The sequence below is a fragment of the Corynebacterium matruchotii genome, from assembly GCF_011612265.2.
In the GTDB taxonomy this organism is placed as follows: Bacteria; Actinomycetota; Actinomycetes; order Mycobacteriales; family Mycobacteriaceae; genus Corynebacterium; species Corynebacterium matruchotii.
Genome location: NZ_CP050134.2, coordinates 2727858 through 2752660, shown reverse-complemented (window position 1 = coordinate 2752660; position 24803 = coordinate 2727858). Strand labels below are relative to the sequence as shown.

Below are 24803 nucleotides of genomic sequence, written 5' to 3'. Positions count from 1 at the left end.
GTTATCCTGGGGTCATGTATGCCTATTCCGTGCAGGCCATCCGGGACGCTGAGGCGCCGCTGATCGGCCCCGATGACGCTCTCATGAAGCAGGCCGCCGGCCATGTCGCGCAGGCAGCCGCAACGCTGCTGGCAGAAACGCTGCCGAATGCCGCCTACCCGGGAAACGTGCTGGTAGTGGCCGGATCCGGGGGCAATGGCGGCGACGGGCTGTACGCCGGCGCCGAGCTGGCCCGCGCCGGGCATCACGTCGAAGCGATCAGAGTCGGCACCCGAATTCACGAACGCGCCGCCGCGGCATTCGAACATGCTGGCGGCCAATTTGTCACCAAGCTCGGGGATTATGACCTGGTGATTGATGGCATTATCGGATTAGGTGGTTCGAAAGGACTATCGGATGATGTGGCCACATTACTGGCCCGGTGCGCGGGCACGCCAATCCTGGCCATCGACGTCCCCAGTGGTATCAATCCCGATACTGGGGTGCCGATGGGGGCGCACATAACCGCGACCGCAACGGTGACGTTCGGGACGCTGCGGTACGCCCACGCGGTGTCCCCGGCCTGCGGTGAGGTGGTGGTGGGCGACATTGGGATCGCACCGCAGGGAAGCCACGTGCAAGTTTACCGGTCAGTGGGCACAGGTCGGGTATGGCCGGAAGGGCTGCATCCAATCCCGCGCATCCCCGCAATTGAGTCCCTGGAGCCGGGCCCGGACGACCACAAGTATTCACGGGGCGTGGTGGGGTTGCTGGCCGGCAGCGAGCGGTATCCCGGCGCGGGCGTTTTGTGTGTTCAGGGCGCAGTTCGGGCCACACCGTCGATGGTTCGTTACGTTGGTGCCGCCCGGGATTTCGTGTTGGATGCCACCCCCGAGGTTATTGCCAGCAGTCTTGCGACGGCCGGTAAGGTGCAGGCATGGGTGGCCGGGCCCGGCGGCGCCACAACCGCAGAGTTGCGGGATTTGCTTAGCCGCAATATCCCCCTGCTTATTGACGCCGATGGCATTAAACTCCTCGCCAAAAACGCGGACCTCATGGATTTATTGGCCAACCGGACGGCTGCAACGGTGGTCACGCCCCACGATGCGGAGTTCGCCACCCTGGCCGAGGTCGCCGGCATCTCCAGGACGGATCGGCTCACCGACACCCAGGCGTTGGCTGAACAGTTGGGGCTCATTGTGGTGCGGAAGGGCCGGTTCACGCTTGTCGCCACCCCCGGTTCGGAGCCGATCACCAGCATTAATTCTGGGCATTCCTGGTCGGCTACGCCGGGGAGCGGTGATGTGTTGGCTGGGGTGATGGGGGCATGGTTGGCGCGGCATGCGGCCTTGGGCCGGCCCTTGCATGAGGCTGCGATCATTGCGGTACATCTGTGTGCGGATGCCGCCTGGTTGGCTGCCCAAACCCCCTATGGTCCGGCGCCGACATCGGCGTCACCCATCGCGGCACATGTGCAGGATGCCACGGCCCGGCTCACTGCCACCACCCGCAGGTAATCCCGTTATGGCGGACAATCGTACCGTTGAGCAGCGGCTTGCCGCGGTGGCGGCCTCGATGACGATGGCAGGCTACACCATGACCGAAGCGGATCGGGAGGAGTCCCGGAGGATCCTTCGGGGTGAGGTTTCGGCGGACGAGTCGGTCCATCAGGTCCTGGCAGATGCCAGCCGTGATGCCACTGATTTGGTTGAGAAAACCGCGTTTCGGCGGCTCAGCAAGCTGGAATCGTCACGGCCCCTGACGGTGTTCACCAGGGAGACGCTGCTGAAAACGCACGCCTACCTTTGTGGTGACGTGTATCCGTGGGCTGGGACGATCCGAACCGGGGAGGTGGGGGCCATGGGGCTCGCCATGTGCCGGGCGGCATACGTGGACCAGGAATTAGACCGGCTCTTTCGGCGGATTGAGCAGAGCCCGCCGTCGGCAACGGATCGGGAGGCTGCGCTCCGCACGGTGGCGGGGCATTGGGGAGAGCTAACGATTATTCACCCGTTCCTTGACGGGAATTCCCGAACTCAACGGTATTTTTTCGACCACATGCTGCGCCACGCCGGGTGGTCGCTTGATTGGCGCCGGATTGTAGCCGCCGAGGTGCATGCGGCCCGCTACGTTGCCGCCGCAACGCTGGATTCTTCCCTGCTTGTCGACGCCCTCCAACCGGGTCTCTCTGTCGGGAAGGACTGCCCCCAGCTACCGACCGAACCGGCTGCCGTGTTGTTTCACCGCATGATGGGGTTTCGACGTGCCCACCCGCACGAATCCTTCCACAAACTATTTTTTGCGGACAAATAGTCGGATAAGTTGCGGCAACCAGCCCGCGATAATCAGGATGGGTAACAGCCGAATGATTTGGACAGAAGCAACAACCGGGCCGGAATTGGCTTCGTTTGACAAGGCCAGCACGGCTTCCAGGCCGCCGGGTGTGGTGGCTAGATAAGCATCAAGATAGGACACGTCAAGCCAACCGTGCAGCAGCCACGCCATTGCCGCGCACCCGGCAAGGAGGGTCGCAATAAAGGCAATGGTGATGGGGAGTTGACGCGCAAAGCTGGTGAGGGCAGACGTCGATAAGCCACCACCAGCCATCCAGCCAATAACAGCGAATGCTGCCACCAGCACCGCATCCGGCGGGAGCAGTGATGTGCCTGCCGGCAGCAGAAAATACGCCACGACCGTGAGAACCAGCGGCGTAGAGAGCCCTGCGGCAGGAAAGTGGAGGAGTTTACCCACCCGTTCGCCGAAAACAACGATGAAGATCATCACTACCCAGCTCATCCACGTGAATGCGCCATGAGGCTGCGTGGCAACAGCACCCTGCGAATGCAGACCTAATAATGGTGTGATCAGCGGCAAAGTAATGGTAACCGTGAACAGGCGTAAATACTGGGAGAGCGCAACATAACGGTAATCCGCCCCCAGTTCTTGGGCTAGGGGCGGCATTATGGACGCCCCACCCGCCAGCAACGATAAAATTGCTGTCTCCTGGGTGATCTCGCCCGAGCTCGCCCGTGCGAGCACGAACCCACCTACAAAACTCATGACCAGAGTCACGGCGGCGACCATGAGACCTGGAAGAATAAAGAGCGCCAACTGCTGTGGTGGGGTTGTGATCAATGGGACTGCCGTAATCATGGCGATCAATGCCTTGGCGAATCCTTCCACTTCGGAGTGGACCGCCAGTTCACGGCCGGTCAATAGTGCGCAGCCGCCGGCGCAGAGAATCGCCGCGAGAATCCATGCGGCAGGAACATTCCACCTGTAAAAGATAAATCCCACGGCAATGCTTAACGGAGCAACCGCAAGCCAGCGTTTATCAAAAACGGGAAGTTCGGGAATTTGCTTCACTGTTTTAAGTGTAGGAGGCGGTGCTGCTTGCGTCTAAACCCCTTGGTTGCTCACCCGAATGCCTAGGCGCCTAGGGCTCATCCGTGTTGCCGTTCAGCTATTTCCCGATCTCCTACGCCTATCAGGCTTCCTTATCCAAGGGAACGGGGGTTTCTTGATCCCCAGTGAAAATACTTCGTTTTGGTCGATTGTGTTCTCCAGCTCATCCAAGTAGCAGTCGCGTTGCTTTCGGGGCAGGAACCTAGAGATCGTCAGCAGGGCAATGAACTGGGCCTGCTTGTGTTTCTCTTTAAAATCATAGTTCCGATACTTCCGAATCAAATCTTTGGACAGTCCCGGACTTTTCGGCATGGGGCGCATCCACAGCCGTTGGTGGTGAAACAGGAGGTTTCGGGTGATGCCGAAACTCTCAACGGCGGTACCAAAATATTTCGCCGTAATACCCAGCTCTCCGGCGATGACCTTAAACAGTGGATTTTCTTGCGACTGCACGCCACAGCGCATAATAAACTTCCCCAATGTGCCCATCGAAAAACTATCGACAACCGCCCATAACGGTAGCCCGCTGCAGAGCTCCAGCCACAGCTCGTGTTCGTGGTTGTCATAGACTTTCGGCCGGTCACCAGTGTGGGTTTTTGCCCATTTCCTATCCAAGTGCTCTGTCACATGGGGTTCGCCACAGCGGGAAATACTATTCAGCAATGCTCCTTGCAGGCGTTTGTCATCCCCTTCCTGCATGCGCGTCCACCGGCTAATATCCAGGTAGCCGTCGCCAAACTGGTGGCCTGCGCAATAATGTTTCAATGTCAGGGCCCGAAGATTCAGCTCGGCCGTGCGCATCCATGGCATCAAAATGGCCGCTAATTGGGCGTCCGCCTCAACAATCCCCCGAATGTTGTTGAGGGTTTTGGGTTCGGTGATTTGGTTTTGTTCAACCAGCAACTGGTAGTTGCGTGCATAACTAATCAGGTAGTGGGGGTTAATGAAATAAAGCCACTCGCGGTCATCGTCAGATATGTCGCCTTCTATCAATCCCTTGGAACGCAGGTAGGCTTCTCGGTTTTCCGGCAACAGATAGGGGCTCACCATGTAAAGTTTTTCTATCTTCAAAGACTAGAGGGCCCCCAGGAGGCGCATCGTTGAGAGGCGTTGGGGGTGCTGTTGCACTCAGTATAAACACAAAACCGGTTTTACACCAGACCATATGTCATTTGTCGCATTTCCCCACACCTGAATGAAAAGTCACACGCCCTGGGGTGCGGCGTCGTAAAGCTTGGGCTAGGGGACTTCTTTCAGGTGGCAGAACGCATTCAAGCCGGTGCTGCACGGCACGTTGCTCACGAACACCAGGACGATGAACGCGGTGGCGGCAAGCAGCGCCAGCACTGTCCACACCAAATGCCAGCGGGGACCGAACCAGTGTGCGAATAGCGCACCGACGTATGCGCCAATGGTGTTGCAGATGAGGTCGTCAATGTCGGTGCGGCCCACGGAAAATACATACTGGGCAACCTCAATGGCCAGGCTAAACAGGAAACCGGCGATCACAACGGTGAGGATCCGCCGCGACCGCGACCTGGGAAGCACCATGTATAACATCAGCCCGAATGGCACAAACATGCTAATATTCCCCAGGGTTTCAAACAGGGGATAAAACCAGTGCTTTCCACTGAAAAACATGTCGAAGGGCACAAGCTCCAAGGCCCGCGCATGCTGCCGTTCCGGGCGCCACAATTTGCCGATGCGGTAGAAAATCTTCAGAGTCGTGAGGGCGACGATCATCCCCATTGTGGAAACCAACGCCAGATACTGGAGCTTCTGTCTCATAGCACCAGGGTAACGAACCCACATCCTACAAGCCGCGGGTACCCCCAGGTCAGGGCCTATTTGGGGCTACCGGTTGCTTATCGACGCCCAAAGGTTGCGCGCATGCCACCGGGAGACGTATTCAAAAAAATTAGTGACACGTCTCAAGGATCTTGGAAATCTAGGTCATGCATTCTCCAGCAATTAAATAAACCTCACGGTAGTCCCGAAGTCATTCGGCAACTTCTAAAGCGCGGGATTATCAAGCAATCGGGGGTGAAATCTGCAGCATAATTTATACGATTTACCCCACACAGTAATTTCTCATCAATACAGGTATGCTCATCTATAGCATGACGGAATTTTATTTGGAATATTTATCCCTCATTGAAAAGAAACGATAGAGAAAGATGACATCTACAACTATTCGATACAAAAATAGCAAGACATGTCAATGACAAATATCACGATAATTATTCAATTATACAAGGTCAGACATGTTACAAAAACCTACAATAAAAGCCCTGTTGTATCTATTTCAACCATAAAATAAATACAACAGGGCTTTTAAGAAATGGATAAACATAACGCTCCGATAAAGATTACCCCATCGATATTTCCCACTTAGATACCATGATTGATCATATAAGAGAATTCTTATATGTGGCAAAATCCAACTTCAGTTGAGACAATAATTAAAGTCATCTACCCATAATATAAGACGTACCTCCGTGGCAAACTAAGCTAATCAAAGCAGCGAATATTAAAACATATAACAAAAATAACCCTTTATATTCAGGTTAATGCGATCATCTATTAGCTCCCCACAAGTATCGGGGGTAGCCATATTGACGTAGAGAAATTAGTGCAAATATTCTTATGGCATGCCCACAAGGGAAACAGGGCATATGTCATATATTCATCATTTTTGATAAGGAGTTAATGGCTGCAATGAAGAATAAGATTCTTGCTGCTATGCTGGCAGGCATTCTGCCGATCTCGTTCTCACTGTCTACCCAGGCCATGGCAGTAGAGAAGAACACCGAAAAGACCACTGCCACTGCTACAACTGCTGTAAAGGCTGATCAGAAGCCTCAAAATCAACAGGCGAAAAATACCACGATGTATTTCGGTGACAAAGGCAATGTTCGTACTGTTAAAGCTGTGGATGAGGCTAATGGTACGGGCGCATTGCAATTTGAACTAGATGATTCTGACTCAATCACGCTTAAAGGAAAAGATGTGGTTGTGACAAATGAATCAGGAAAAGAAATCGTCAAGGTTTCACCTGATCTTGAATTTGGTGAGAAAGTTCATCTGGATCAAAAAACTAAGAAAGTGTCTGTCGTAAATGAATCGACAAACGAAGGATGCACGAATAATAAGTGGGTTCATTGGGGTATGCAAGGCGCTTGGGATGGACTTGTATGCTTACCAGGTACCCTTGCAGCTACACCCGGATCACCGCTAGTCCAAGGTGCTGTAGCCGCTGGCTGCCATACCGCAGGGAATGCACTGGTAACAGCCGTAAAGTGCTAACGATTTAACGATTGAGATCTTCCATCATGGAGAAGCCAAAAGTCTATAAAGTATTCTGGATCTTGTTGCTATCAACAATTTTCACTATTGATTTTGAGCTGTTTGGAAATAATCACGTTCCTTACTGGGCATATCTCATCAAATTCGTTGTGATTGCATTGCTTCTTGCGTTAGGTCAAAAAGCAATGTCTGGTGATACGAAAACGGTGAAAGACAAACAACAATCCCTCATGCTCTTATCTGCAGTCTCAGCAGGTATCATTTGCGTGATGGTCATGTGGTTCTTACACACCTGATTCTTTAAGAAGCTGTCCGAAATTCAAGCGATGCAAGTAATACACTCAATACACTTGCTACTGAACTTATCGGAGTTTCGCAAGTACATAATAAATGCTTCTGCTACTATGGGGTTCTTATGAAACTAGCAAATATCTTCCTATATTGTGGTTACGTAGGACTTGCACTTCTAGCCGTACTCTGTTTCACCGGTGGGCAGTACGTTTTTGCAATAATAATGTGCCTCGTCTTGGGAATGTTTTTGCTGGATTCACTCCTATCTCGCCAAACTGCTTTCGATAGTGATGTGAGTGGAGAAATCCCAGATCCAGCGGTAATCAAACAATATCGTATTGATCATCCAGGAACATCAATTCCAGAAGCAGTCAATGCGATCATGAAAAATCGCAATGACGGAACTCAAGCATAGTACTTGTATGACCTAAATAAGATCAACTGGTTCGCACACAATTATTATTGTGTGCGAACCAGTTTCATGGAAAAATAACCAATGCATCCCGAGTAAGGCATTTCGATTCAAAATGATCATAAATAGAAAGTTACTATTAAATCTCATAACAGCTTTTACTACCATCTTATTTTCAGCACTAATCCCTGTCAGCGTTGCGCATGCTGAATCGACGAAAAATATCTCTATTGAACCAGTTGGCTACGATATCATCAATGGTCATCTAGACACCAAAAATCCCATAGAAAATCCAAATTTGATGGAAGATCCAGGCTACTCCAGAACTGATTCAAATCCAGGCTCTCTTCCTGATTCAGACATTGCAACCGAAGAAAAAATTATCAAAGAAGATAACCGCGCTCTTATTACTAACACTACAGATACCCCATACCGCTGGCTGGGAATGATCGATTACACTACATCTGCCAATAATGAAGGTATTTGCACGGGGGCACTTATTTCTAAAGACACAGTACTCACTGCTGGACATTGTGTTGCTAGAGGGAACCGTAATTTTACTTTCACACCTGGAAGAAATGGAAATAATCGTCCTTTCGGAACTATTCAGGTAACTCAAGTATGGTATGACAAAAACTTTGACTATATAAATAATGACTGGGGAATACTAAAATTAGCAACCCCTATTGGAGATAAAATAGGATGGTTTGGTATGCATGTCGCCAACAAGACCACGCTTTTCAATCAGTATGCAACGATTGCGGGATACCCCAGTGATAAACCGGAAAATACCCTATGGAAAGATAAAAGCACTATCATTAAAATGACTGATAAACAAGTCTACTACAACACTGATACTTACCGTGGACAATCAGGGGCTCCAGTCTTAGATGACAAGGCAAGCATTTATGCCATCCATACCAATGGGAATTCTCAACATAATTGGGGAACTCTCCTCACAAACGAGCTCTTCAGCGTAGTTGCGAACATTTCACATATGACTCAATCATCTGAAGATTAGCTTACTATCTTAAACGCTATACAGATGATTTTTGGAAGATAACCACACCGACAGGTTATATAATATCTTGTATCCATAGGATTAAGGTGAATGTCGCTCGCGGTAAAACAACACCAACCTTGTGCCCATAATACATACCCAACAATTTTCCAGATCTTCCATCAAGAAAAACGCGAGAACCATCATGAAACTAGCAAAAACTCTTCAGTACGTCGGATACGCCCTCCTGCCAGTAGCTATTCTGCTGGCCATTATCAGCGGGGAATATATCTTTGCGTTTGTCTTGTTCTTCTTCCTGGTAATGTCCGTGCTTTCCTCTCGAATCCTGCCGACAAAGATTCCCGAGGGCGAGATCCCAGATCCAGCGGTAATTAAGCAATACCGCATTGACCACCCTGGGACCTCAATCCAAGACGCCATGACCGCACTCATGACAAAACCAGAGAACAAGGCGTAGGCGCTTTAAGCCTCGTCGGCAAGCTCAATGAGCTTCTGGAAGGTTTTGCCGTTGCGGATGGTCAGCTGCTTATAAAAACTAGCCTTGAGCAGCTTCTTGTGATAGTTGGACTTGAGATAATCCGCCTGGTTAGTGTTGCTGTAAAAGAAGGCCGTGTGGCCGAAATGCAGCCGCTCCGTGTCGGTGGCCCAATCCGCGGTGGCTGCTTCAATCTCGTCTTTCTTCGCCTCGGGCAGGTAAAAGAGCACATCCCGCCGGTAGGCCGTCTCGTCCCGCCACCAATCCGGCACCTGGGCCGCCTCCTTGCGGAGCGTGGCAGCACTGATGAGGATAAACGGGAGGGGAAAATCATAGGTGCTGCGGAAATAGTCCGTCAGGGTTTCCGCGATCTTCGCCTCCCGGTTTTCGCTGTCAAAAACAAGGTTGCCACTATTGATATAGGAGACCGGGTTTTGGAACCCCAGCTCCGCCAAATCGGCCTTGAGATCAGCCATGACTACCTTGTTCTTGCCGCCAACGTTAATGCCGCGAAGCAATAGAACATAGCGCATAATTTTCCCTTATCGAGTCGGTAAATGATAGCAAAAGAGGCTTATTCAGTTGCCGGGAACTTGAATAAGCCTCGAATATAGCAGCCATATGGCGTTGCTGCACGAAACATGCTACTCCGCGGAGCAACGCCACCGTGCTCGTTAGTTGTGTTCTTGCTGGTTATTGCTTACGACGGTTGATCACCGCGATAACCCCGAGCCACAGGGCGCCAACGACCACGACAGCGGCACAGTATCCCACGCCCACCGATGCGAGAGTATCGCGCACAACATCACTGTAACTGCCTTCCTTGACCAGGGGAGCGACCAGCACGCAGTAGGCAATCACCCCCACGATCACGGCACCAAATGCCTTGAGAACCCGCCGGGGATCCATGAATAATTCTTTCATCATAACCTCCTCAAATATGATTAAATTTTAAGCATAAAAAACATCCGAAGTAAATGGCGTTATCGAAATTTACTCATTCTTTTATTGTGGCTTAATATCGGAAAGTCCTCGTTGTTTCAACTCTGAATCGACCCATGAATAAATCTCCTCCGGGGATGCTGGTTTTGATTGGTGGCTCGCCCATTTCTGCCAGTTATCCGCATCGATAAGCGGAATCAGAAATCCCAGCTGTCTCGAAACCAGAATGTTGGCAAAATGACCATATATTTCATTTTTATCCACGCTGTCTGTGAAGGGCAGCGGCGAGTTCGGTTCTCCCAGCATCCATGATGATTCATTGATGACACCAATCTTAAAGTTGGGGTCCGGGCTGATCGCAGGCGTGGTCGGTGACATTGGCGGCAACCATTGGGCCGGCATTGTTGCGCGAATCTGGTCGTATGCTGCACTATTAGCCGCGATCTGTTCCTCCGTGTGCTCCGGCCAGAAACACATGCCATTCCGGCACACGGATTCCCTGATGTCTCGGGGTTGGGTGGCGGCAAAGTTTTCCAATGATTGGGCTATCATTGCGGAACCACCAAACCCGCCCACACCAATGACCATGATGGCACCAGAAATCACCCGCGTGACCTGCATGGCCGGGACACCACGCACAAATAGGATAAATGCTATGCCAACGGTGGCAATGCTGGTTAAACACAAGGTTGAGGCAAGAACCATATTCGTATTGAGCGTGGAAGATAATCCGCAACAAAACGATGGCACCCCAAACATATGCCGCCACCTAAAATCGGGAAGAGTCCAGGCAAAAGACGTCACCATAAATGGCATAATAATGGCCATAAGCAACCCGACAATATGCGGTAGTACCCAGACAAAAACTATCCCCAAAATGGACCATGTTGTCCCCATAATTACGGCCAGTAAAAGCGTCAATGGGTGCGGATAAATCACCGCACCCATGGCCATAATTTGGTATCCCCAGAGCAGGAGAAACGCCACGAGAATCCACGCCCAGCAGGGGATGAGAATCCACCCGACAAGCTTGAGTAGTTGGCTGCGGCGGCCCATGATGCGTGCTACCTCATGGAGCCTTGCGGCATCCCACGCCACGGACACGGCCAATCCGCTGGTCATAAAGGTCATTCCGCGAAGGATAACGGACCCCACCGATGAAGGCAGCGTGTTCTCTAGGTTCAATTTTGAGCAAGCGAAAACGGCGAATGCTGCGGCCACTCCGGGAAGCCATAATGATGGCCGCGCCAAAAACCTATTGCAATTCACCATTTCACGCCATCATGAGGGAATAAAAATCACGCACATCATGAAGATGTAATGATGACAATAAGTCACTATTCCCACTGTGGCCAATGGCGCAATCGTGAGCTCAAAATAAGAAACTAATATATTACCCCTATTATGATTCGCCCTGATTTTCGATTACCAACATTCCTCCGTAATCCACCGTAAAAATCAGTTCCGCTACCGGCGTAAATCGCCTTGTAAATACCAAGCTTTTCCTAACCCCACACCCCGCAGGCACCCCCAAAACCCCATGGTGATCCTTAAAAAGTGCTAGCCACTTAACAGTTGATCTTTCCACTCTTTTCGGGGGTATTTTTGCAGACGATAGAAGCAAGCCGCTAAAACCAATCACCGCTACCGAACTATCATACCTCCAGTTCATACGCCATTTTTGTCAAAAATAGTTACGCGACACCCCATCCTGGCTAAACATGCCTAAACTGAAAGAAAACCAAAAAGTGAGGAGACACCATGGGTTTTCCCGAAGGATTTTTGTGGGGTGGCGCCACCGCCGCTAACCAAATTGAGGGCGCCTATGCGGAGGATGGCAAGGGGCTCAGTGTACAGGATGTGCTACCGGGAGGCGTCGTCAAGCCGGTGAGTGCGGGGCCCACACCGGACAATTTAAAGCTGGAGGCGATTGATTTTTACCACCGCTACCAGGAGGATATTGCACTATTTGCGGAGATGGGGTTTAAGGTATTCCGCCTGTCTATCGCGTGGTCGCGGATTTTCCCTCGGGGCGACGAGGCGGAGCCGAATGCGGCGGGGCTGGCGTTTTACGATCGCGTCATCGACGAATTACTTGCTCACAATATTGTGCCGTTGGTGACGCTCAGCCACTACGAGCTGCCGCTGCACCTGGCGCAGGAGTACGGCGGGTGGACGAACCGGAAGCTCATTGGGTTCTACGAGAATTTCGCCCGAACGGTCTTTGAGCACTTCCGAGGGCGGGTGCAATATTGGCTCACATTTAATGAGATCAATTCGATTCTGCACTTCCCCATCCTGGCCGGGATCATGAACACTACCGACAAGCAGGACCTCTACCAGGCGATTCACCATGAGCTAGTGGCGTCGGCGCGGGTGACGAAGATCGCCCACGAGGTGGATGCTACCAATAAGATTGGTTGCATGATTCTGGCGATGCCGCGCTATCCGCTCACCCCGAACCCTGACGATGTGTGGGCCGCACTCGACGCCGCCCATGACGATTTCACGTTCGGCGACGTGCATTGCCGCGGCACCTACCCTGGCTATTTTCTGCGCAAGCTGCGGGAGGCTGGCATCGAGCTCGATATTACCGAGCAGGACCGCATTGACCTGCGCAACACGGTGGATTTCGTGTCGTTCTCTTACTACATGTCCGTGTGCGAGTCGGCGACGGACACCACGCGCGGCCCCGGCAACCTCATCGGCGGTGTCCCCAACCCCACGCTCGCGGCGTCGCAGTGGGGGTGGCAGATCGACCCGGTGGGCCTGCGCATCGTCCTCAACGAGTATTGGGATCGGTGGCAAAAACCCCTGTTTATTGTGGAGAACGGCTTGGGTGCCCGCGACGAGCTTGTCGACGGCACGGTGGCCGACGATTACCGGATCTCCTACATGAATGACCATTTGGCGCAGGTCGGCGAGGCACTAAGCGACGGCGTGGCGGTGCTGGGCTACACCTCCTGGGGGTGCATCGACCTAGTGTCCATGTCCACCGCGGAAATGTCCAAACGCTACGGCTTCATTTACGTTGATCGCAATGATGATGGTTCGGGCACGCTGCAACGGTATCGGAAGAAGTCGTTCTACTGGTACAAGGATGTGATCGCCAGCAATGGGGCCACGCTCACACCATGATGGATGCCCTGCTCACCGAACTCAACCGGTCTGACCTGGCCGTTGTTGACGCACCCGCACTGACCCACCAGTTGCAAACCCTGCCGCAGAAGCGAAGGCCAGCCGCACCGGTTCGGGACGTATCGTCCTGGTTTCCCACCGAATACCGGGTGGCGCAACGGCTGATCGCACATCACCTGCGGAACGCCGACCCTAACCTGGTGGCATTGCACCTGGTGGCGGCCAGTGTTGTCGGCGGAACTGTGGCGGACGCCCACCTCATGGCCGCCGAACTCGACCACATCACCCGCCTGCTGCCGGTGCAAATGGGCATGAAGTTCCTCACCCACGTGCGGCTGTTTCTCACCCGGGTGTTGGGCGGCCAGCAGTTAGACACCGGGTTGAGCACGGTGCGGGCTTCCCTGGTGACAAACCACCCCGAGGCCATGCAGGTGGGCCGAAACATTGCACACCTGGTGGCCGACGACCTGGGGGTGGACATCACCGAGGACGAGGAAACCTTCCTCGCCCTGCACGCGGCCCGGCTACTTGACCACTAGGTTCACCATGCGGCCGGGCACCACGATCTGCTTCACCACCGTCTTGTCCGCAATGTGGGATTGGATGGTGGCGTCGGCAAGCGCGATGGCGGCAATCTGGTCGCGGTCGGCCTCGGTGGGAACCATGATGCGGCTGCGCACCTTGCCGTTGATCTGCACCGGCAATTCGATTTCATCGTCAACCAGCCACTTCTCGTCGAAGATGGGGAAGTCCACATAGGTGATGGTGTCGTCGTGGCCCAGGCGCTGCCACAGTTCCTCGGCGATGTGGGGGGCGATCGGGGCGATCATGATGACAATCGGGATGACCGCCGCCCGCGGCACCGGTGTGGCGGCGAAATGCTTGGTCAGGAAATTCACATACTCAATCGCCTTGGCCACCACGGTGTTGAGCCGCAGGTTTTCGTAGTCGTCCCGGATGCCGGCGATGGTGCGGTGGAGTGCCTTGGCGGTGTCGTCGTCAAGCTCCGCGTCGGAGACGGTCACATCGCCGGTTTCCTCGTCCACCACCAGGCGCCACAGGCGTTGCAGGAACCGTTGGGCGCCCACAACATCCTTGGTGGCCCAGGGGCGTGACGTGTCCAGGGGACCCATCGCCATTTCGTAAACCCGCAGGGTGTCGGCACCGTAATCGTCGCAAATCTCGTCGGGGCTTACCGAATTTTTGAGCGACTTGCCCATCTTGCCGTACTCCTGGGTGACCTCCTCACCCTGGTAGTAGAACTTGCCGTCGCGCTCCTCGACCTCGGCGGCGGGCACGTACACGCCCCGGGAATCCGTGTAGGCGAATGCCTGAATGTAGCCCTGGTTGTACAAGCGGCGGTATGGCTCGTAGGAGGAAACATAGCCCAGGTCAAACAGGACTTTATGCCAGAACCGGGCGTACATGAGGTGCAGCACCGCGTGTTCGACGCCGCCCACATACAGGTCGACGCCACCGCAGTCGCCGGGGAATTGGGGGCCGGTCCAGTACCGTTCGTTTTCCAGGGCACAGAACTCGTCGGGATTCTGCGGATCAATGTAGCGCAGCTGGTACCAGGAGGAGCCGGCCCACTGCGGCATGACATTGGTGTCCCGCCGATAGTGCTTCAGACCATCGCCCAGGTCCAATTCCACATTCACCCAGTCGGTGGCCTTGGCCAGCGGGGGGTGGGGGACGGAATCGGCGTCGTCCGGGTCGAAGGACACCGGCTTGTAGTCTTCCACCTCGGGCAAGACCACGGGCAGGGACGATTCGGGCAGGGCGTGCGCCACATCGTTCTCATCGTACACAATGGGGAACGGTTCGCCCCAGTAGCGTTGACGGGCAAACAGCCAATCACGCAGCTTATACTGAATTTTCTCCGTACCAACATTGTGCGCAACCAACCAGGCGATGGTGTCCGCAATGGCGGTGGGGGTGTCCTTGCCGTTGATGTCGAGGCCGTCGGTGTTGGCGGAATTAATGTGCGGCGCGTCACCAACAAACGCCTCGGTGGTCACATCCCCGTCGAGCACCGGCACGATGGGCAAGCCAAACACGGTAGCAAACTCGTAGTCGCGGGTGTCGTGTGCGGGCACGGCCATGATCGCCCCCGTGCCGTAGCCGGTGAGCACATAGTCGGCGATAAAGATCGGCACCTGCTCACCATTGACCGGGTTGGTGGCGTAGGTTCCCAGGAACACGCCGGTTTTGTCCTTATTTTCTTGCCTTTCGACGTCCGACTTTGCGGCAATGGCCGCCCGGTAGGCGGCCACCGCCGCCGCGGGAGTCGCCTGGCCGCCGGTCCAACGGGAATCGGTGCCAGCCGGGTAGGGGGTGTCGGCCGTGAGGGCGTCGACAAGCTCATGCTCGGGGGCCAACACCAGGTAGGTTGCGCCAAACAGGGTGTCGGGGCGGGTGGTGAACACCGTGATCGAATGGCCTGCGGCGGTGAAATCCACCTCGGCACCGCGGGACCGGCCGATCCAATTCCGCTGCATGTTCTTGACCTTATCGGGCCAATCCAGAACCTCAAGATCATCAATAAGCCGGTCGGCATATGCGGTAATGCGCATCATCCACTGGGACAACTTTTTGCGGAACACCGGGAAGTTACCGCGCTCGGAACGGCCGTCGGCGGTCACTTCCTCGTTCGCCAACACCGTGCCCAGGCCGGGGCACCAATTCACCATGGAATACGACCGGTAGACCAGCCGGTATTCATCAATCACCTTGGCCTGCTGCACCTTATCCAACTTTGTAAAGTCCGAGGTGCCGAACTCCTGTGCGAGTTTCTCCGGGACGGGCCGGGAGCCGTTCTCCAGGAGGGGGACAAGTTCAGCGATGCGGCGCGCCTTGTTGGACTCGGCGTCGAACCAGGCATTGAAGATCTGAAGGAAAATCCACTGGGTCCAGCGGTAATAGTCTTCGTCGGTGGTGGCAATGGCGCGGCGCTTATCGTGCCCCAACCCCAAACGGCCCAGCTGGCGCTCCATGTTTTCGATGGATTCCTGCGTTTTGATCGCCGGGTGCGTGCCGGTTTGGATGGCGTATTGCTCCGCCGGCAGGCCGAACGCATCATAGCCCAGGGTGTGCAGCACATTCTTGCCGAGCATGCGGTTGAACCGGGCGAATGTGTCGGTGGCGATGTATCCGAGCGGGTGGCCCACGTGTAGGCCGGCACCGGAAGGGAATGGGAACATGTCCTGCACAAACAGCTTATTGCTGGGGAGCTCAGCCCCGGTAGCAAGGGTGCCGACCGGGTTGGGGGCCTGGAACGTGCCGTTCTCCCGCCATAGTGTTTGCCATTTCTTCTCAATAACACCCGCTAGTTCCGGGGAATAGCGATGTGCTGGTACCTCACTCGGATTGTTCATGGGTAAATAGTGTAGTCGGTTTGCTCCAGCACTGTTCCCGCCCACCGGCCATGGCATAAACCCGCAGCTGGGGGTGGATTTTCTCGACCTAGAATAGCGGATAAGCCCTAGAAACCAGTTGGTCTCTAAGGCTTATCAGGGCCACTACAGCGGGACGCTTCCAAGAGAGGCGGCTGCGGGAACTACTCATCTGAAGATATTCCATCTCACCACATACCGCAATACTAGATCAAAGGATTTCCCAAACTAGTGTGTCGGTTTCATCGTGGGCATTGTGGTTTCCCATTATCTTTGCTGACATAGAGCGTCTTGGGAAAAGGAAATAATGGGTTATGCGTTTTACCCGAATACGATTCGTCTTCCACCACCACGTATTCACCCGCAATAGTGCTTGGAGCAAGGGTTATTTTTCGGATATCCGTTGTGAAACTATAGCCATCGGAATCTATCGCGCATCTCGTGATTCCGATTCCTACGATGGCTTCTAATTTCCCATCATTGGTTTTTGTCACACGGTACACCCAGACGTCAGTTACGGGAGCGCTCAGGGTCACATAGTCACCGCGCCATTTGAGGTTGAATCGTTCATACTGGGTGAATTCGGCCCGGTCTGGGAGCATTCCGGGGAGTGATTTACTGGATTTCAGACAATGCTCCAGGGTGCAGTCCTTGTCTATCCATTGGGCGTCGAGATGTTTTTCATATTGTTGGATAGCAGCGCCTACCGCGTTGATCCTCTTGTATTGCATGGTGGCCCAGCCCCCGGCTACAACCAGCAGGATTATTACTACAAGTATGCACCATTGACGGGTTTTTGTTTTCATGGGCCACCAAGCCTTACGCAATGAATCTCGATTATTCACGTCATTACCTCACCGCTTGCGACCCTACGACATATCCACCGTGCCGTCTAGATTCGGCCGGCGGCCTGGGGCTAGCATCGAAAACATGGTCGACACGCGATGGGTCGCGCCTATCAGGAAACCGCATGGCGCCACCAGAGGGCTTTATGCCACCATTATCTCGCTATCAGTCGAATATACGATCGGCATGTTCCCACCCCCGCCACCACAAAAGCGGATAACCGCATCCTCCTGCAACACGAACCAAACCCCCAAAAAAGGGGCATTGATAGATTTGACCTTTTTGGATTGATAAGATGAGGAAAAAATATTGTGGATCAAATAAATTAGGAAAAATTTATGGGTCAACTTTTTCGTACTGCCCTATTATCCTGCACTGTAACACTCACTTGCCTCACCTGCCTTACTGGCGTGGCCCAGGCGCAGCCGCTGGCGGCGGAAACCCGAGCCCCCAACTGTATTGAAATGAAAACCGAATGGGGTTTCGTCCAGGCCTACAACAACTGCGACACCACAAAAACCCTCAACCTGAAGGCCAAAATGGCGTTCGGCCCCGACACCAAATGCCTGCCGGTCAAACCCGGAACCCGGGCAAACATTGGCCCAGCCTTGGGCCGCTTCGATGAGGTAGTGGTGTGCCCCGGTGACTACGGCACCGAACCGGAAGGCAGCAACCGTGACAGTTTGGGGATGTTCACGGTGAAATGCCCCATGATGAATCCCGCACCGGGCAAGCACAACGAGGTTGTGGGTTACATTGTGGGCACGAGTGACAAGAGCGTGAAAGATGCGGAAACCACGGCTGACATGTTCGCATCCCTGGTTGTGACCAATCAGCAAGAAACCGCAGTGAAGCAAGAATGCACACCGCAGAAACAGTACATCGCCATGGGCGCCTACAACGCGAACGAACTAGGAACCTAGCCGCACCAATCAGGCGGGCACGATCAGAGGTCCGCCCACCATGCTACCTGGGCAAAGTCCTATCATAATAGGGTAAATTGTTCGCCCACCCTGGGGCGATCCCGCCGGGACACGGCACACAACCTACGCATAATGGTGGGTTTCCGGCCCGGCTTATGCCAGGTGGTTTGCTCAATGGTGCAATCCAAGGTGAGCTCCGGACCGTGGCTGGCCACAAACCCCGTGACCTGCCGCACCTGCTCGTCAGTGGCCTTAATGGCGTAGGATGTGCCATCAATCATGAGGAAAATCGTGTCCGACGACCCCTGAAAACCATCAAATTGGAACACATCTTCGATGGTTTCGGTGACGACTCTTTTCGTCTGAAACTCCGTGATAAGACCCACCATATGCTCAATATTGCCGGAATAGTTGATAGTATCTGTTCCACGTTGTTGCAGTGTAACACTGAAACTATGATGTCGCTTCGCCATAACACTTGCGGCATTCGCCAGGGGGCGCTGCGCAGCATACGGCAGACTGGTGAGGCTGCGGGAATCGTCGAAAAGCGTATCGACGACCCTGCGGAGCGCAACATCATCAATATCGTGCACCACAAAATCCAACTCCACATCGGCCGAATCCTTAGGGCGGGGCGCCGCCGCAAGCCTAAACCCATCGTGGGTTGCCGTAAACACCAGCGGGCGGGCATACGACCCCTGCGCACCCATGGCCTCGGCCTGGGCCTTCGCCGTAGCAGTAATGGCGGTAGCGATATTGCCGACCAGGGACGCAAACTCGGGGGCCTGAAGCGAACCGGTGGTGAAAATTGCCTCAGCGCGTTCGGAAACAGTCATATCAAAGCACCTTTCTTCTCGCGGGAAAGTTTAATGCACCCCACCCCCGATAATCCCGAGCGACGCAAACCGTATAGTGGGCCACAACCACGCCAAATCAATAAAGCCACGCATAATGGGCCTATCCTATTGGCTATTTTGGGGGTAGTGTAGGAAGACACAAGCCCACCAATAGGAAGGACAACAGCATGACAACTACCCCAGTCAGCCAATCCGGCGTCTACACCAACACTTACACCGACCTACCGATCTCCAAGGAAGCCACCACCTCCCGCGTCCTCGTCAATAACGATGTATTGCGGCACGTCATGTTCACCATGGATGCCGGACAGGTCCTCACGGAACACACCTCCACCCGGGCCGTCATCATTAATATCCTCGAAGGACGATTCCGGTTCACAATAAACGGCAAAGACAACGAAGTCGTACCCGGCGACGTTATTTACCTTGCACCCAATGATCCCCACGCGGTCGAGGCCCTCGAACCCTCCCGCATGTCCCTCACCCTCGTCGTGGTGTAGACGCGGAGACACCAAAAAATGCTGGTGCGTCGAGGGCACCAGCATTACCACTAAAACCTAACGCCTAACGCACCGTCACCGAACTACCCAGCAGCGGGAACGTGCCCGTCGTGCCGGAAATAGTGCCCAGCTCACGGCGCACCATGGAATCCGGGCCCACATCCGCACCAGTCGACACCTCAGCGGTCACCGCCCACATCCCATTCCCGCGCGGCTCCAACCACGGGTCGGCCACCGCGACCTCCACCACGTTATACTTCACCGCCGCCACCGCAACACCCCGATACCGGATAATCCCATCGCCGGCATCCGCCGCCCGACTAAACGTCACCCGATCACCATCCCGGGCCGCACCATTCTTCGTAGTAACATTCCCACCAGCAGCATGAGCCACTTGCGTAACGGTGACGGCATCAATGGTGAAATCCGGTGTCGCCGCAGGCGGCGTGTTCGGCCCCGGATCCGAAGAAAACGGGATCGGCACAAACGTTTCCTCCGCCGGATTCACCGAACCGGCACCCGCATACACATACACACCCCACCGGTCACCAGGTGTTTGGGCCGGTGGATCCACCACCAGGCGGGCAGTGAACGTGCCATCAGGGTTCATGGTTTGCGTCTGACGAGCAATCGACCGTCGAAAAGCCGACGGTATAGACTCCAACGTGCCGGCCGGCATCATCCACGCAATACCCCTATCATGGGGGTGCTTCCGGTGGGATTCTGGCGCATTCTCGCTCGGCTTCCACCACTCAGGAAACGCCGAATACACCACAAACACCCCATTGGGGGTGCCGGGCGGTACGGGGATAGGGAACCCGCCCTTATTAGCCTGCGGATCAAAACCAGAACCATGAACCAATAACACATCACCACGATGAACCGGCCCAGTCACCGGCTCACCCGACTCCGTAGTAACAGTGATACGGGTATGTTCCTGCGCCTGATTATTATCCGGAATGGTCGGCATGCGGGTCTCACCGGCGGCAACCAGGGGAACAGCAACAGTAGCACAAACGGTAAGCAGAACCGTCGAAAAGCCCAATGCTAGTCTCATAGTTAGTGAAGTCTAACCTAAGGAGATAACCCATGGGAAGCCCCAGGAACCTAGTACTCATCGGCGTATTCTGCTGCGTTTATTTTGTAGTCATGTTCTCCGGTGGAATGCTCGGAATCTTCTCACCCATCATGATTATGGTCGGCGGAATCATCAGCACCCTCATCAACGGCATTGTAATCATGCTCTACCTAGCAAAAGTGCCGCAATTCGGGTCACTCACCATCCTCGGCCTCATCACCGGGCTGGGCATGATGCTCACCGGACACGTCTGGTACGTTGTCCCCACCGCCATCATCACCGGACTCATCGGCGACACCATCGCCCGCAGCGGCAACTACCAGGGAAAACTCACCAACCCCCTAGCGTACGCCGTCTTCCAACTCTGGTCCATGGCACTCGTCGCACCCATATTTATTAACTCCGACGACTATTTCGCCGACATTGAAGCCCAAATGAAAAGCGCCGAATACGCCGACACCATGCGGCACGTCTTCACCCCAACCATGATCCTCATTTGGGGTGTCGCAACCTTCATCGTTTGTCTCATTGCCGGCTTCATCGGAATGCGCACCCTCAAAAAGCATTTCACCCGCGCCGGGATAGTGTAATGACCGGCAACAACACCACCGCCAACACCACTCACGCCGATAACGAGAGCACGCTCGGCGACTCCAGCAGCCCCCGCACCAATATTGATGCCCGCATGAAGCTGCTCTACCTCATTGTCTGCAATGTGCTGGTCATGGGCCTCAACACCCGATCAACTCTCTGGCCCATCATCATTTGCCTGGGGATACTCATTGCCTGCGACATGTCCCGGAGATTCTTCCTGGGATATCTGGCCATTATCCTCATCAGCTTCGGGGCAACGCTACTCCCCGGGGTACCGGGAATGAATAACTGGCTTGGGGTGGCCCTCGGCATTGTCGGCTATTGGGTGCTGCGCTTCACCGTCAGCCTGTCTGTGGCCATATGGATGTTCAGCACCACCCGCATCAGCGAATTCACCACCGCATTCCACCAAATGCGGCTCCCCAATATGATTGTCATTCCCCTCAGCGTCATGTTCCGATTCTTCCCCGTCGTCATTGACGAAATGCGGGGAATCGTCGAAGCGATGAAACTGCGGGGCTACCAAAAACCCTGGCTGCACCCCATACGCACCGCCGAATACATTGTGGTACCCCTGCTCTCGGCGGTGGCCCGGATCGCCGACGAGCTCGCGGCCGCAGCCCTCATTCGCGGGTTGGGTGCGCCGGGTCGGCCAACACAGCTGTCTACCCACAGGTTTGGGGCGTGGGATGCGGTGATACTACTAGCCATTCTTGGATTTATTGGCCTGACGATTGCGCAACGATCATAACGGGAACTGGAGGTAATGATGGCGGACACCAGCGCAGATACAAATACGGGACTGGCTGCGGAAGCAAACATAATCGACATAGATAATGTCAGCGTGACCTACGCCGCGGCACCAGAACGGCCGGTGCTAGAGAACGTGAATTTCGCCCCGCAACCAGGGATTACCTTATTATGTGGCGCCAGTGGTAGCGGGAAGTCCTCAGTGTTGCGGTTAATCAATGGGTTGATTCCGCATTTTCATGCGGTTACCCAAACCGGCACGGTGCGGTTAGGGTCCAAATCGGTTGCGGACATGCAGCTCTACGAGATCGGGAAGTCGTGCGCAACCGTGTTTCAGAACCCGCGTACCCAGTTTTTCACCACTGAGGTGGATTCCGAACTGGCATTTGCCGGCCAGAATTTCCAGGTTCCGGCGGATGAGCTGCGCAAACGGTCGGCCGCGGCATTGCGGGATGTGGGGATCACAGATTTGGCTGGGCGGTCGCTGCGCACCTTATCGGGTGGGCAGGTGCAGAAGGTGGCCTGTGCCCAAGCCGTGGCGCAAACCACCCCGATCATGTTATTTGATGAGCCCACTTCTAACCTGGATCCTGCGGCAATAATCGAGTTTGCGGCGCTCTTGGGCCGGCTGAAGGCGCAGGGTAAGACCATTATTATTGCGGAACACCGCCTGTATTTTCTCCGCGGGCTGGTCGACCAGGTGCTGCTGATTGTAGGCGGTCGGGTCGCCCACATGTACACGGGGGAGGAGTTCTTCGGCCTCGGCGCCAAGGCCCAAGAGTTGGGGTTGCGCACGCTCGAAAAACCGCAGTTGAATAGGGTCCCCGAGCCGTCTCCGGCGGAGCGGGGCGTGCATGTGCGTGGGGTGCAGGTGTCGTTTGGTGGCAGGCGCGTGCTCGACATTGCCGACATGTGTTTTCCAGAAGGCAAGGTCACCGGCATTATTGGCCCCAATGGTGCCGGTAAAACTACCTTGGCCCGGGTGCTGTGCGGTTTGCAGCGTGTGCAGGCCGGCACGATTGAGTTTTCGGCGAAGCCGGGCCGAGCATTCCTGGTCATGCAGGATGCGCACCGCCAGCTGTTTACCGAAAGCGTTGCGCAGGAGGCGGGCCCAGAATTTTTGGCACAGCTCGGCCTGGACCAGTTGGCGGACCGGCACCCATTGTCGCTGTCTGGCGGCCAGAAACAACGACTCGTGTGCGCCACCGCCCTCAGCATGGACGTACCAGTTTTGCTTTTCGACGAGCCAACCTCCGGCGTCGACTACCATCACCTCAAACTGGTGGCCGAATTACTCCGCGGCCTGGCAGCCGATGGGAAAACCGTGATCGTCATCAGCCACGACATCGAATTCCTCAATCACTGCGTGGACCACATCGTGCAGCTAGCGCCACTTGGTTAGCGTTTTTGATAAAGCTTCTTGCGTTGGAACTTCGGGTCGGAGGTCACCAAGATACCCAGGTTACGGAAGATGGTTTCATCCACCGAGCCCAAAATGGTGGTGGTGTGCACGTCGCAACCCCGGAGCTGTTTCAGCTGCTCCAGGGCCAGGCGGGAATCCTCATTACTAGCGGCGGACACTGACAGAGCGATCAGCACCTCGTCGGTGTGCAGCCGGGGATTACGGCTGCCCAGGTGCACCGTTTTGAGGGTTTGGATCGGTTCGATGGACTCCACCGACAACAAATGTACTTCGCTATCAATGCCAGCAAGATATTTCAGAGCATTCAATAGCATGGCGGCGGAGCACCCCAGAAGTTCCGAGGTGGCACCGGTGATGATGGTGCCGTCGTGAAGTTGGATGGCGGAGCCGGGCTCCCCGGTTGCGGCCTCCACGGCACGGGCGGGGGCCACTACCGCCCGCTTGTCGACGGTGATGCCGGCCTTCGCCATGATGACTGCTGCCCGATCGGATTGGGTGGAGTCGGAATTGTCCCGGGCTTCGTCGACAAGCGCCTTGAAATAGCGGCGAATGATCTCCTGGTTACTCGCGTCCCAACAAACTTTATCGTCCACAATGCAATAGCCGGCCATGTTCACTCCCATGTCGGTAGGGGATTGGTACGGGGTAGTGCCGGTCAGTCGCTCCAGCATGCTTTTGAGCAGGGGAAATGCCTCAACATCCCGGTTATAGTTCACGGTCTGCTCGCCGTGGGCGGAGAGGTGAAAATGGTCGATGACATTGGCATCGTTCAGATCCACGGTGGCGGCCTCGTAGGCAAGATTCACCGGATGTTCCAGCGGCAGGTTCCAAACGGGGAACGTCTCAAACTTGGCGTAGCCGGCGTTCACACCCCGGCGGTGCTCGTGATACACCTGGCTGAGGCAGGTGGCGAGCTTCCCCGAACCCGGCCCCGGCGCGGTCACAACCACCAGGTCACGGGTGGTTTCGGCATATTCGTTGCGGCCGAATCCTTCGGGGGAGACGATCAAATCTAAATTGGTTGGATAGCCGGGAATCACACGGTGGCGGGCGACTTTGAGCCCCAGGCGTTGCAGCCGTTCCACAAAGGCGACGGCCAGGCGATTGTCGTCCTCCATTTGGGTGATGACCACGTGTTCGACGAGGAAGCCTCGATCACGGAAGACATCGACGAGTCGGAGCACGTCATCCTCATAGCTAATGCCAAGGTCGGCGCGCATTTTATGGCGTTCCAGGTCCTTGGCATTGATGCAGATGAGGATTTCCAGCTCGTCGCGTATTTGTTCCAGCATGGCGATCTTATTGTCAGGGGTGAAACCGGGAAGCACCCGGCTGGCGTGGAGATCGTCGAAAAGCTTGCCCCCCATTTCTAGATAAAGTTTGCCACCAATTTCGGCGCGGCGCTCCTTGATGTGTTGGGATTGCAGCTCGATGTATTTTTCCCGATCGAAACCTAACATGGAATTCT

General features: G+C 54.9%; 25 protein-coding genes. 14 read left to right on the top strand and 11 right to left on the bottom strand.

Annotation, left to right across the window (positions count from 1 at the left end; all coding sequences use genetic code 11):
* Nucleotides 1-14: 14 nt before the first annotated feature.
* Both HBA49_RS12275 and HBA49_RS12270 read left to right on the top strand, forming a co-directional pair.
* On the top strand, nt 15-1496 hold the full coding sequence (locus tag HBA49_RS12275; RefSeq protein WP_040432179.1) for a bifunctional ADP-dependent NAD(P)H-hydrate dehydratase/NAD(P)H-hydrate epimerase: 1482 nt from the start codon (nt 15-17) through the stop codon (nt 1494-1496).
* 7 nt (nt 1497-1503) lie between these two features.
* Nucleotides 1504-2292, top strand: a complete 789-nt coding sequence (locus HBA49_RS12270) for a Fic family protein (RefSeq protein ID WP_005526885.1) — start codon at nt 1504-1506, stop codon at nt 2290-2292.
* On the opposite strand, the gene HBA49_RS12265 is transcribed toward HBA49_RS12270, so the two are convergent.
* From HBA49_RS12265 to HBA49_RS12255, 3 genes are all read right to left on the bottom strand, one after another.
* Entirely contained in the window at nt 2272-3345 is a 1074-nt protein-coding gene (locus HBA49_RS12265) for an AbrB family transcriptional regulator (RefSeq protein WP_005526906.1), read from the bottom strand. The two genes, HBA49_RS12270 and HBA49_RS12265, sit on opposite strands and share 21 nt — an antisense overlap.
* Nucleotides 3346-3438: 93 nt before the next feature.
* Nucleotides 3439-4434 carry an Abi family protein gene (locus tag HBA49_RS12260; protein WP_005526735.1) on the bottom strand — a complete coding sequence of 332 codons (996 nt, stop codon included), beginning with the start codon at nt 4432-4434 and terminating at the stop codon, nt 3439-3441.
* A gap of 189 nt (nt 4435-4623) precedes the next feature.
* Nucleotides 4624-5172 carry a VanZ family protein gene (locus HBA49_RS12255; RefSeq protein WP_040432144.1) on the bottom strand — a complete coding sequence of 183 codons (549 nt, stop codon included), beginning with the start codon at nt 5170-5172 and terminating at the stop codon, nt 4624-4626.
* 930 nt (nt 5173-6102) lie between these two features.
* On the opposite strand from HBA49_RS12255, the gene HBA49_RS12250 reads away from it, so the two are divergent.
* From HBA49_RS12250 to HBA49_RS12230, 5 genes are all read left to right on the top strand, one after another.
* Nucleotides 6103-6690, top strand: coding sequence for a hypothetical protein (locus HBA49_RS12250; RefSeq protein WP_005526674.1), 588 nt, complete (start codon nt 6103-6105; stop codon nt 6688-6690).
* Nucleotides 6691-6716: 26 nt separating this feature from the next.
* Entirely contained in the window at nt 6717-6986 is a 270-nt protein-coding gene (locus HBA49_RS12245; protein ID WP_005526677.1) for a hypothetical protein, read from the top strand.
* A gap of 119 nt (nt 6987-7105) precedes the next feature.
* Nucleotides 7106-7396, top strand: a complete 291-nt coding sequence (locus tag HBA49_RS12240; protein WP_081455697.1) for a hypothetical protein — start codon at nt 7106-7108, stop codon at nt 7394-7396.
* Between the two features lie 49 nt (nt 7397-7445).
* Nucleotides 7446-8414: a trypsin-like serine peptidase gene (locus tag HBA49_RS12235; RefSeq protein ID WP_146743657.1), complete on the top strand. Its 969-nt coding sequence runs from the start codon at nt 7446-7448 to the stop codon at nt 8412-8414.
* A 184-nt stretch (nt 8415-8598) separates the two neighbouring features.
* Nucleotides 8599-8871 carry a hypothetical protein gene (locus HBA49_RS12230; RefSeq protein WP_005526722.1) on the top strand — a complete coding sequence of 91 codons (273 nt, stop codon included), beginning with the start codon at nt 8599-8601 and terminating at the stop codon, nt 8869-8871.
* A 5-nt stretch (nt 8872-8876) separates the two neighbouring features.
* Here the strand turns inward: HBA49_RS12230 and HBA49_RS12225 are convergent, their stop codons facing one another.
* The 3 genes from HBA49_RS12225 to HBA49_RS12215 all read right to left on the bottom strand — a co-directional run bounded on the left by HBA49_RS12225 (nt 8877) and on the right by HBA49_RS12215 (nt 10962).
* The gene (locus HBA49_RS12225; protein WP_005526830.1) at nt 8877-9422 is read right to left on the bottom strand and encodes a DUF1697 domain-containing protein; all 546 of its coding nucleotides are present in this window, start codon (nt 9420-9422) and stop codon (nt 8877-8879) included.
* Nucleotides 9423-9582: 160 nt separating this feature from the next.
* Complete coding sequence (locus tag HBA49_RS12220) at nt 9583-9816, bottom strand: hypothetical protein (protein ID WP_005519187.1); 234 nt, start codon at nt 9814-9816, stop codon at nt 9583-9585.
* A gap of 78 nt (nt 9817-9894) precedes the next feature.
* Complete coding sequence (locus HBA49_RS12215) at nt 9895-10962, bottom strand: hypothetical protein (RefSeq protein WP_225866074.1); 1068 nt, start codon at nt 10960-10962, stop codon at nt 9895-9897.
* Nucleotides 10963-11592: 630 nt separating this feature from the next.
* Here HBA49_RS12215 and HBA49_RS12210 point away from each other — a divergent pair.
* Both HBA49_RS12210 and HBA49_RS12205 read left to right on the top strand, forming a co-directional pair.
* Entirely contained in the window at nt 11593-12969 is a 1377-nt protein-coding gene (locus HBA49_RS12210) for a glycoside hydrolase family 1 protein (protein ID WP_005526834.1), read from the top strand.
* Nucleotides 12966-13508 carry a PRD domain-containing protein gene (locus tag HBA49_RS12205; RefSeq protein WP_005526833.1) on the top strand — a complete coding sequence of 181 codons (543 nt, stop codon included), beginning with the start codon at nt 12966-12968 and terminating at the stop codon, nt 13506-13508. Before HBA49_RS12210 ends, HBA49_RS12205 begins: the two co-directional genes overlap by 4 nt.
* Here the strand turns inward: HBA49_RS12205 and leuS are convergent.
* Together leuS and HBA49_RS12195 are read right to left on the bottom strand one after the other, a co-directional pair.
* Complete coding sequence (leuS, locus tag HBA49_RS12200; protein ID WP_040432155.1) at nt 13494-16346, bottom strand: leucine--tRNA ligase; 2853 nt, start codon at nt 16344-16346, stop codon at nt 13494-13496. The genes HBA49_RS12205 and leuS overlap by 15 nt on opposite strands.
* Nucleotides 16347-16606: 260 nt before the next feature.
* Nucleotides 16607-17170 (bottom strand): hypothetical protein, encoded by a 564-nt coding sequence (locus HBA49_RS12195; RefSeq protein WP_040432156.1) that lies wholly within the window; start codon nt 17168-17170, stop codon nt 16607-16609.
* A gap of 378 nt (nt 17171-17548) precedes the next feature.
* Here HBA49_RS12195 and HBA49_RS12190 point away from each other — a divergent pair, with 378 nt between their 5' ends.
* Nucleotides 17549-18133 (top strand): alpha-amylase, encoded by a 585-nt coding sequence (locus tag HBA49_RS12190; RefSeq protein ID WP_225866075.1) that lies wholly within the window; start codon nt 17549-17551, stop codon nt 18131-18133.
* Nucleotides 18134-18195: 62 nt separating this feature from the next.
* On the opposite strand, the gene HBA49_RS12185 is transcribed toward HBA49_RS12190, so the two are convergent.
* Complete coding sequence (locus HBA49_RS12185) at nt 18196-18969, bottom strand: hypothetical protein (protein ID WP_005526846.1); 774 nt, start codon at nt 18967-18969, stop codon at nt 18196-18198.
* Between the two features lie 188 nt (nt 18970-19157).
* Between HBA49_RS12185 and HBA49_RS12180 the strand changes: the two genes are divergently transcribed.
* The gene (locus tag HBA49_RS12180; protein ID WP_005526696.1) at nt 19158-19490 is read left to right on the top strand and encodes a cupin domain-containing protein; all 333 of its coding nucleotides are present in this window, start codon (nt 19158-19160) and stop codon (nt 19488-19490) included.
* A gap of 64 nt (nt 19491-19554) precedes the next feature.
* Here the strand turns inward: HBA49_RS12180 and HBA49_RS12175 are convergent, their stop codons facing one another.
* Complete coding sequence (locus tag HBA49_RS12175) at nt 19555-20547, bottom strand: hypothetical protein (RefSeq protein ID WP_005526881.1); 993 nt, start codon at nt 20545-20547, stop codon at nt 19555-19557.
* 32 nt (nt 20548-20579) lie between these two features.
* Between HBA49_RS12175 and HBA49_RS12170 the strand changes: the two genes are divergently transcribed.
* From HBA49_RS12170 to HBA49_RS12160, 3 genes are all read left to right on the top strand, one after another.
* Complete coding sequence (locus HBA49_RS12170) at nt 20580-21158, top strand: MptD family putative ECF transporter S component (RefSeq protein ID WP_005526825.1); 579 nt, start codon at nt 20580-20582, stop codon at nt 21156-21158.
* Nucleotides 21158-21913, top strand: coding sequence for an energy-coupling factor transporter transmembrane component T (locus HBA49_RS12165; RefSeq protein WP_005526708.1), 756 nt, complete (start codon nt 21158-21160; stop codon nt 21911-21913). Before HBA49_RS12170 ends, HBA49_RS12165 begins: the two co-directional genes overlap by 1 nt.
* Before the next feature lie 93 nt (nt 21914-22006).
* Nucleotides 22007-23314, top strand: coding sequence for an ABC transporter ATP-binding protein (locus HBA49_RS12160; RefSeq protein ID WP_225866076.1), 1308 nt, complete (start codon nt 22007-22009; stop codon nt 23312-23314).
* Here HBA49_RS12160 and HBA49_RS12155 read toward each other — a convergent pair.
* Nucleotides 23311-24795: a DUF1846 domain-containing protein gene (locus tag HBA49_RS12155; protein WP_005526848.1), complete on the bottom strand. Its 1485-nt coding sequence runs from the start codon at nt 24793-24795 to the stop codon at nt 23311-23313. The genes HBA49_RS12160 and HBA49_RS12155 overlap by 4 nt on opposite strands.
* Nucleotides 24796-24803: the final 8 nt, after the last annotated feature.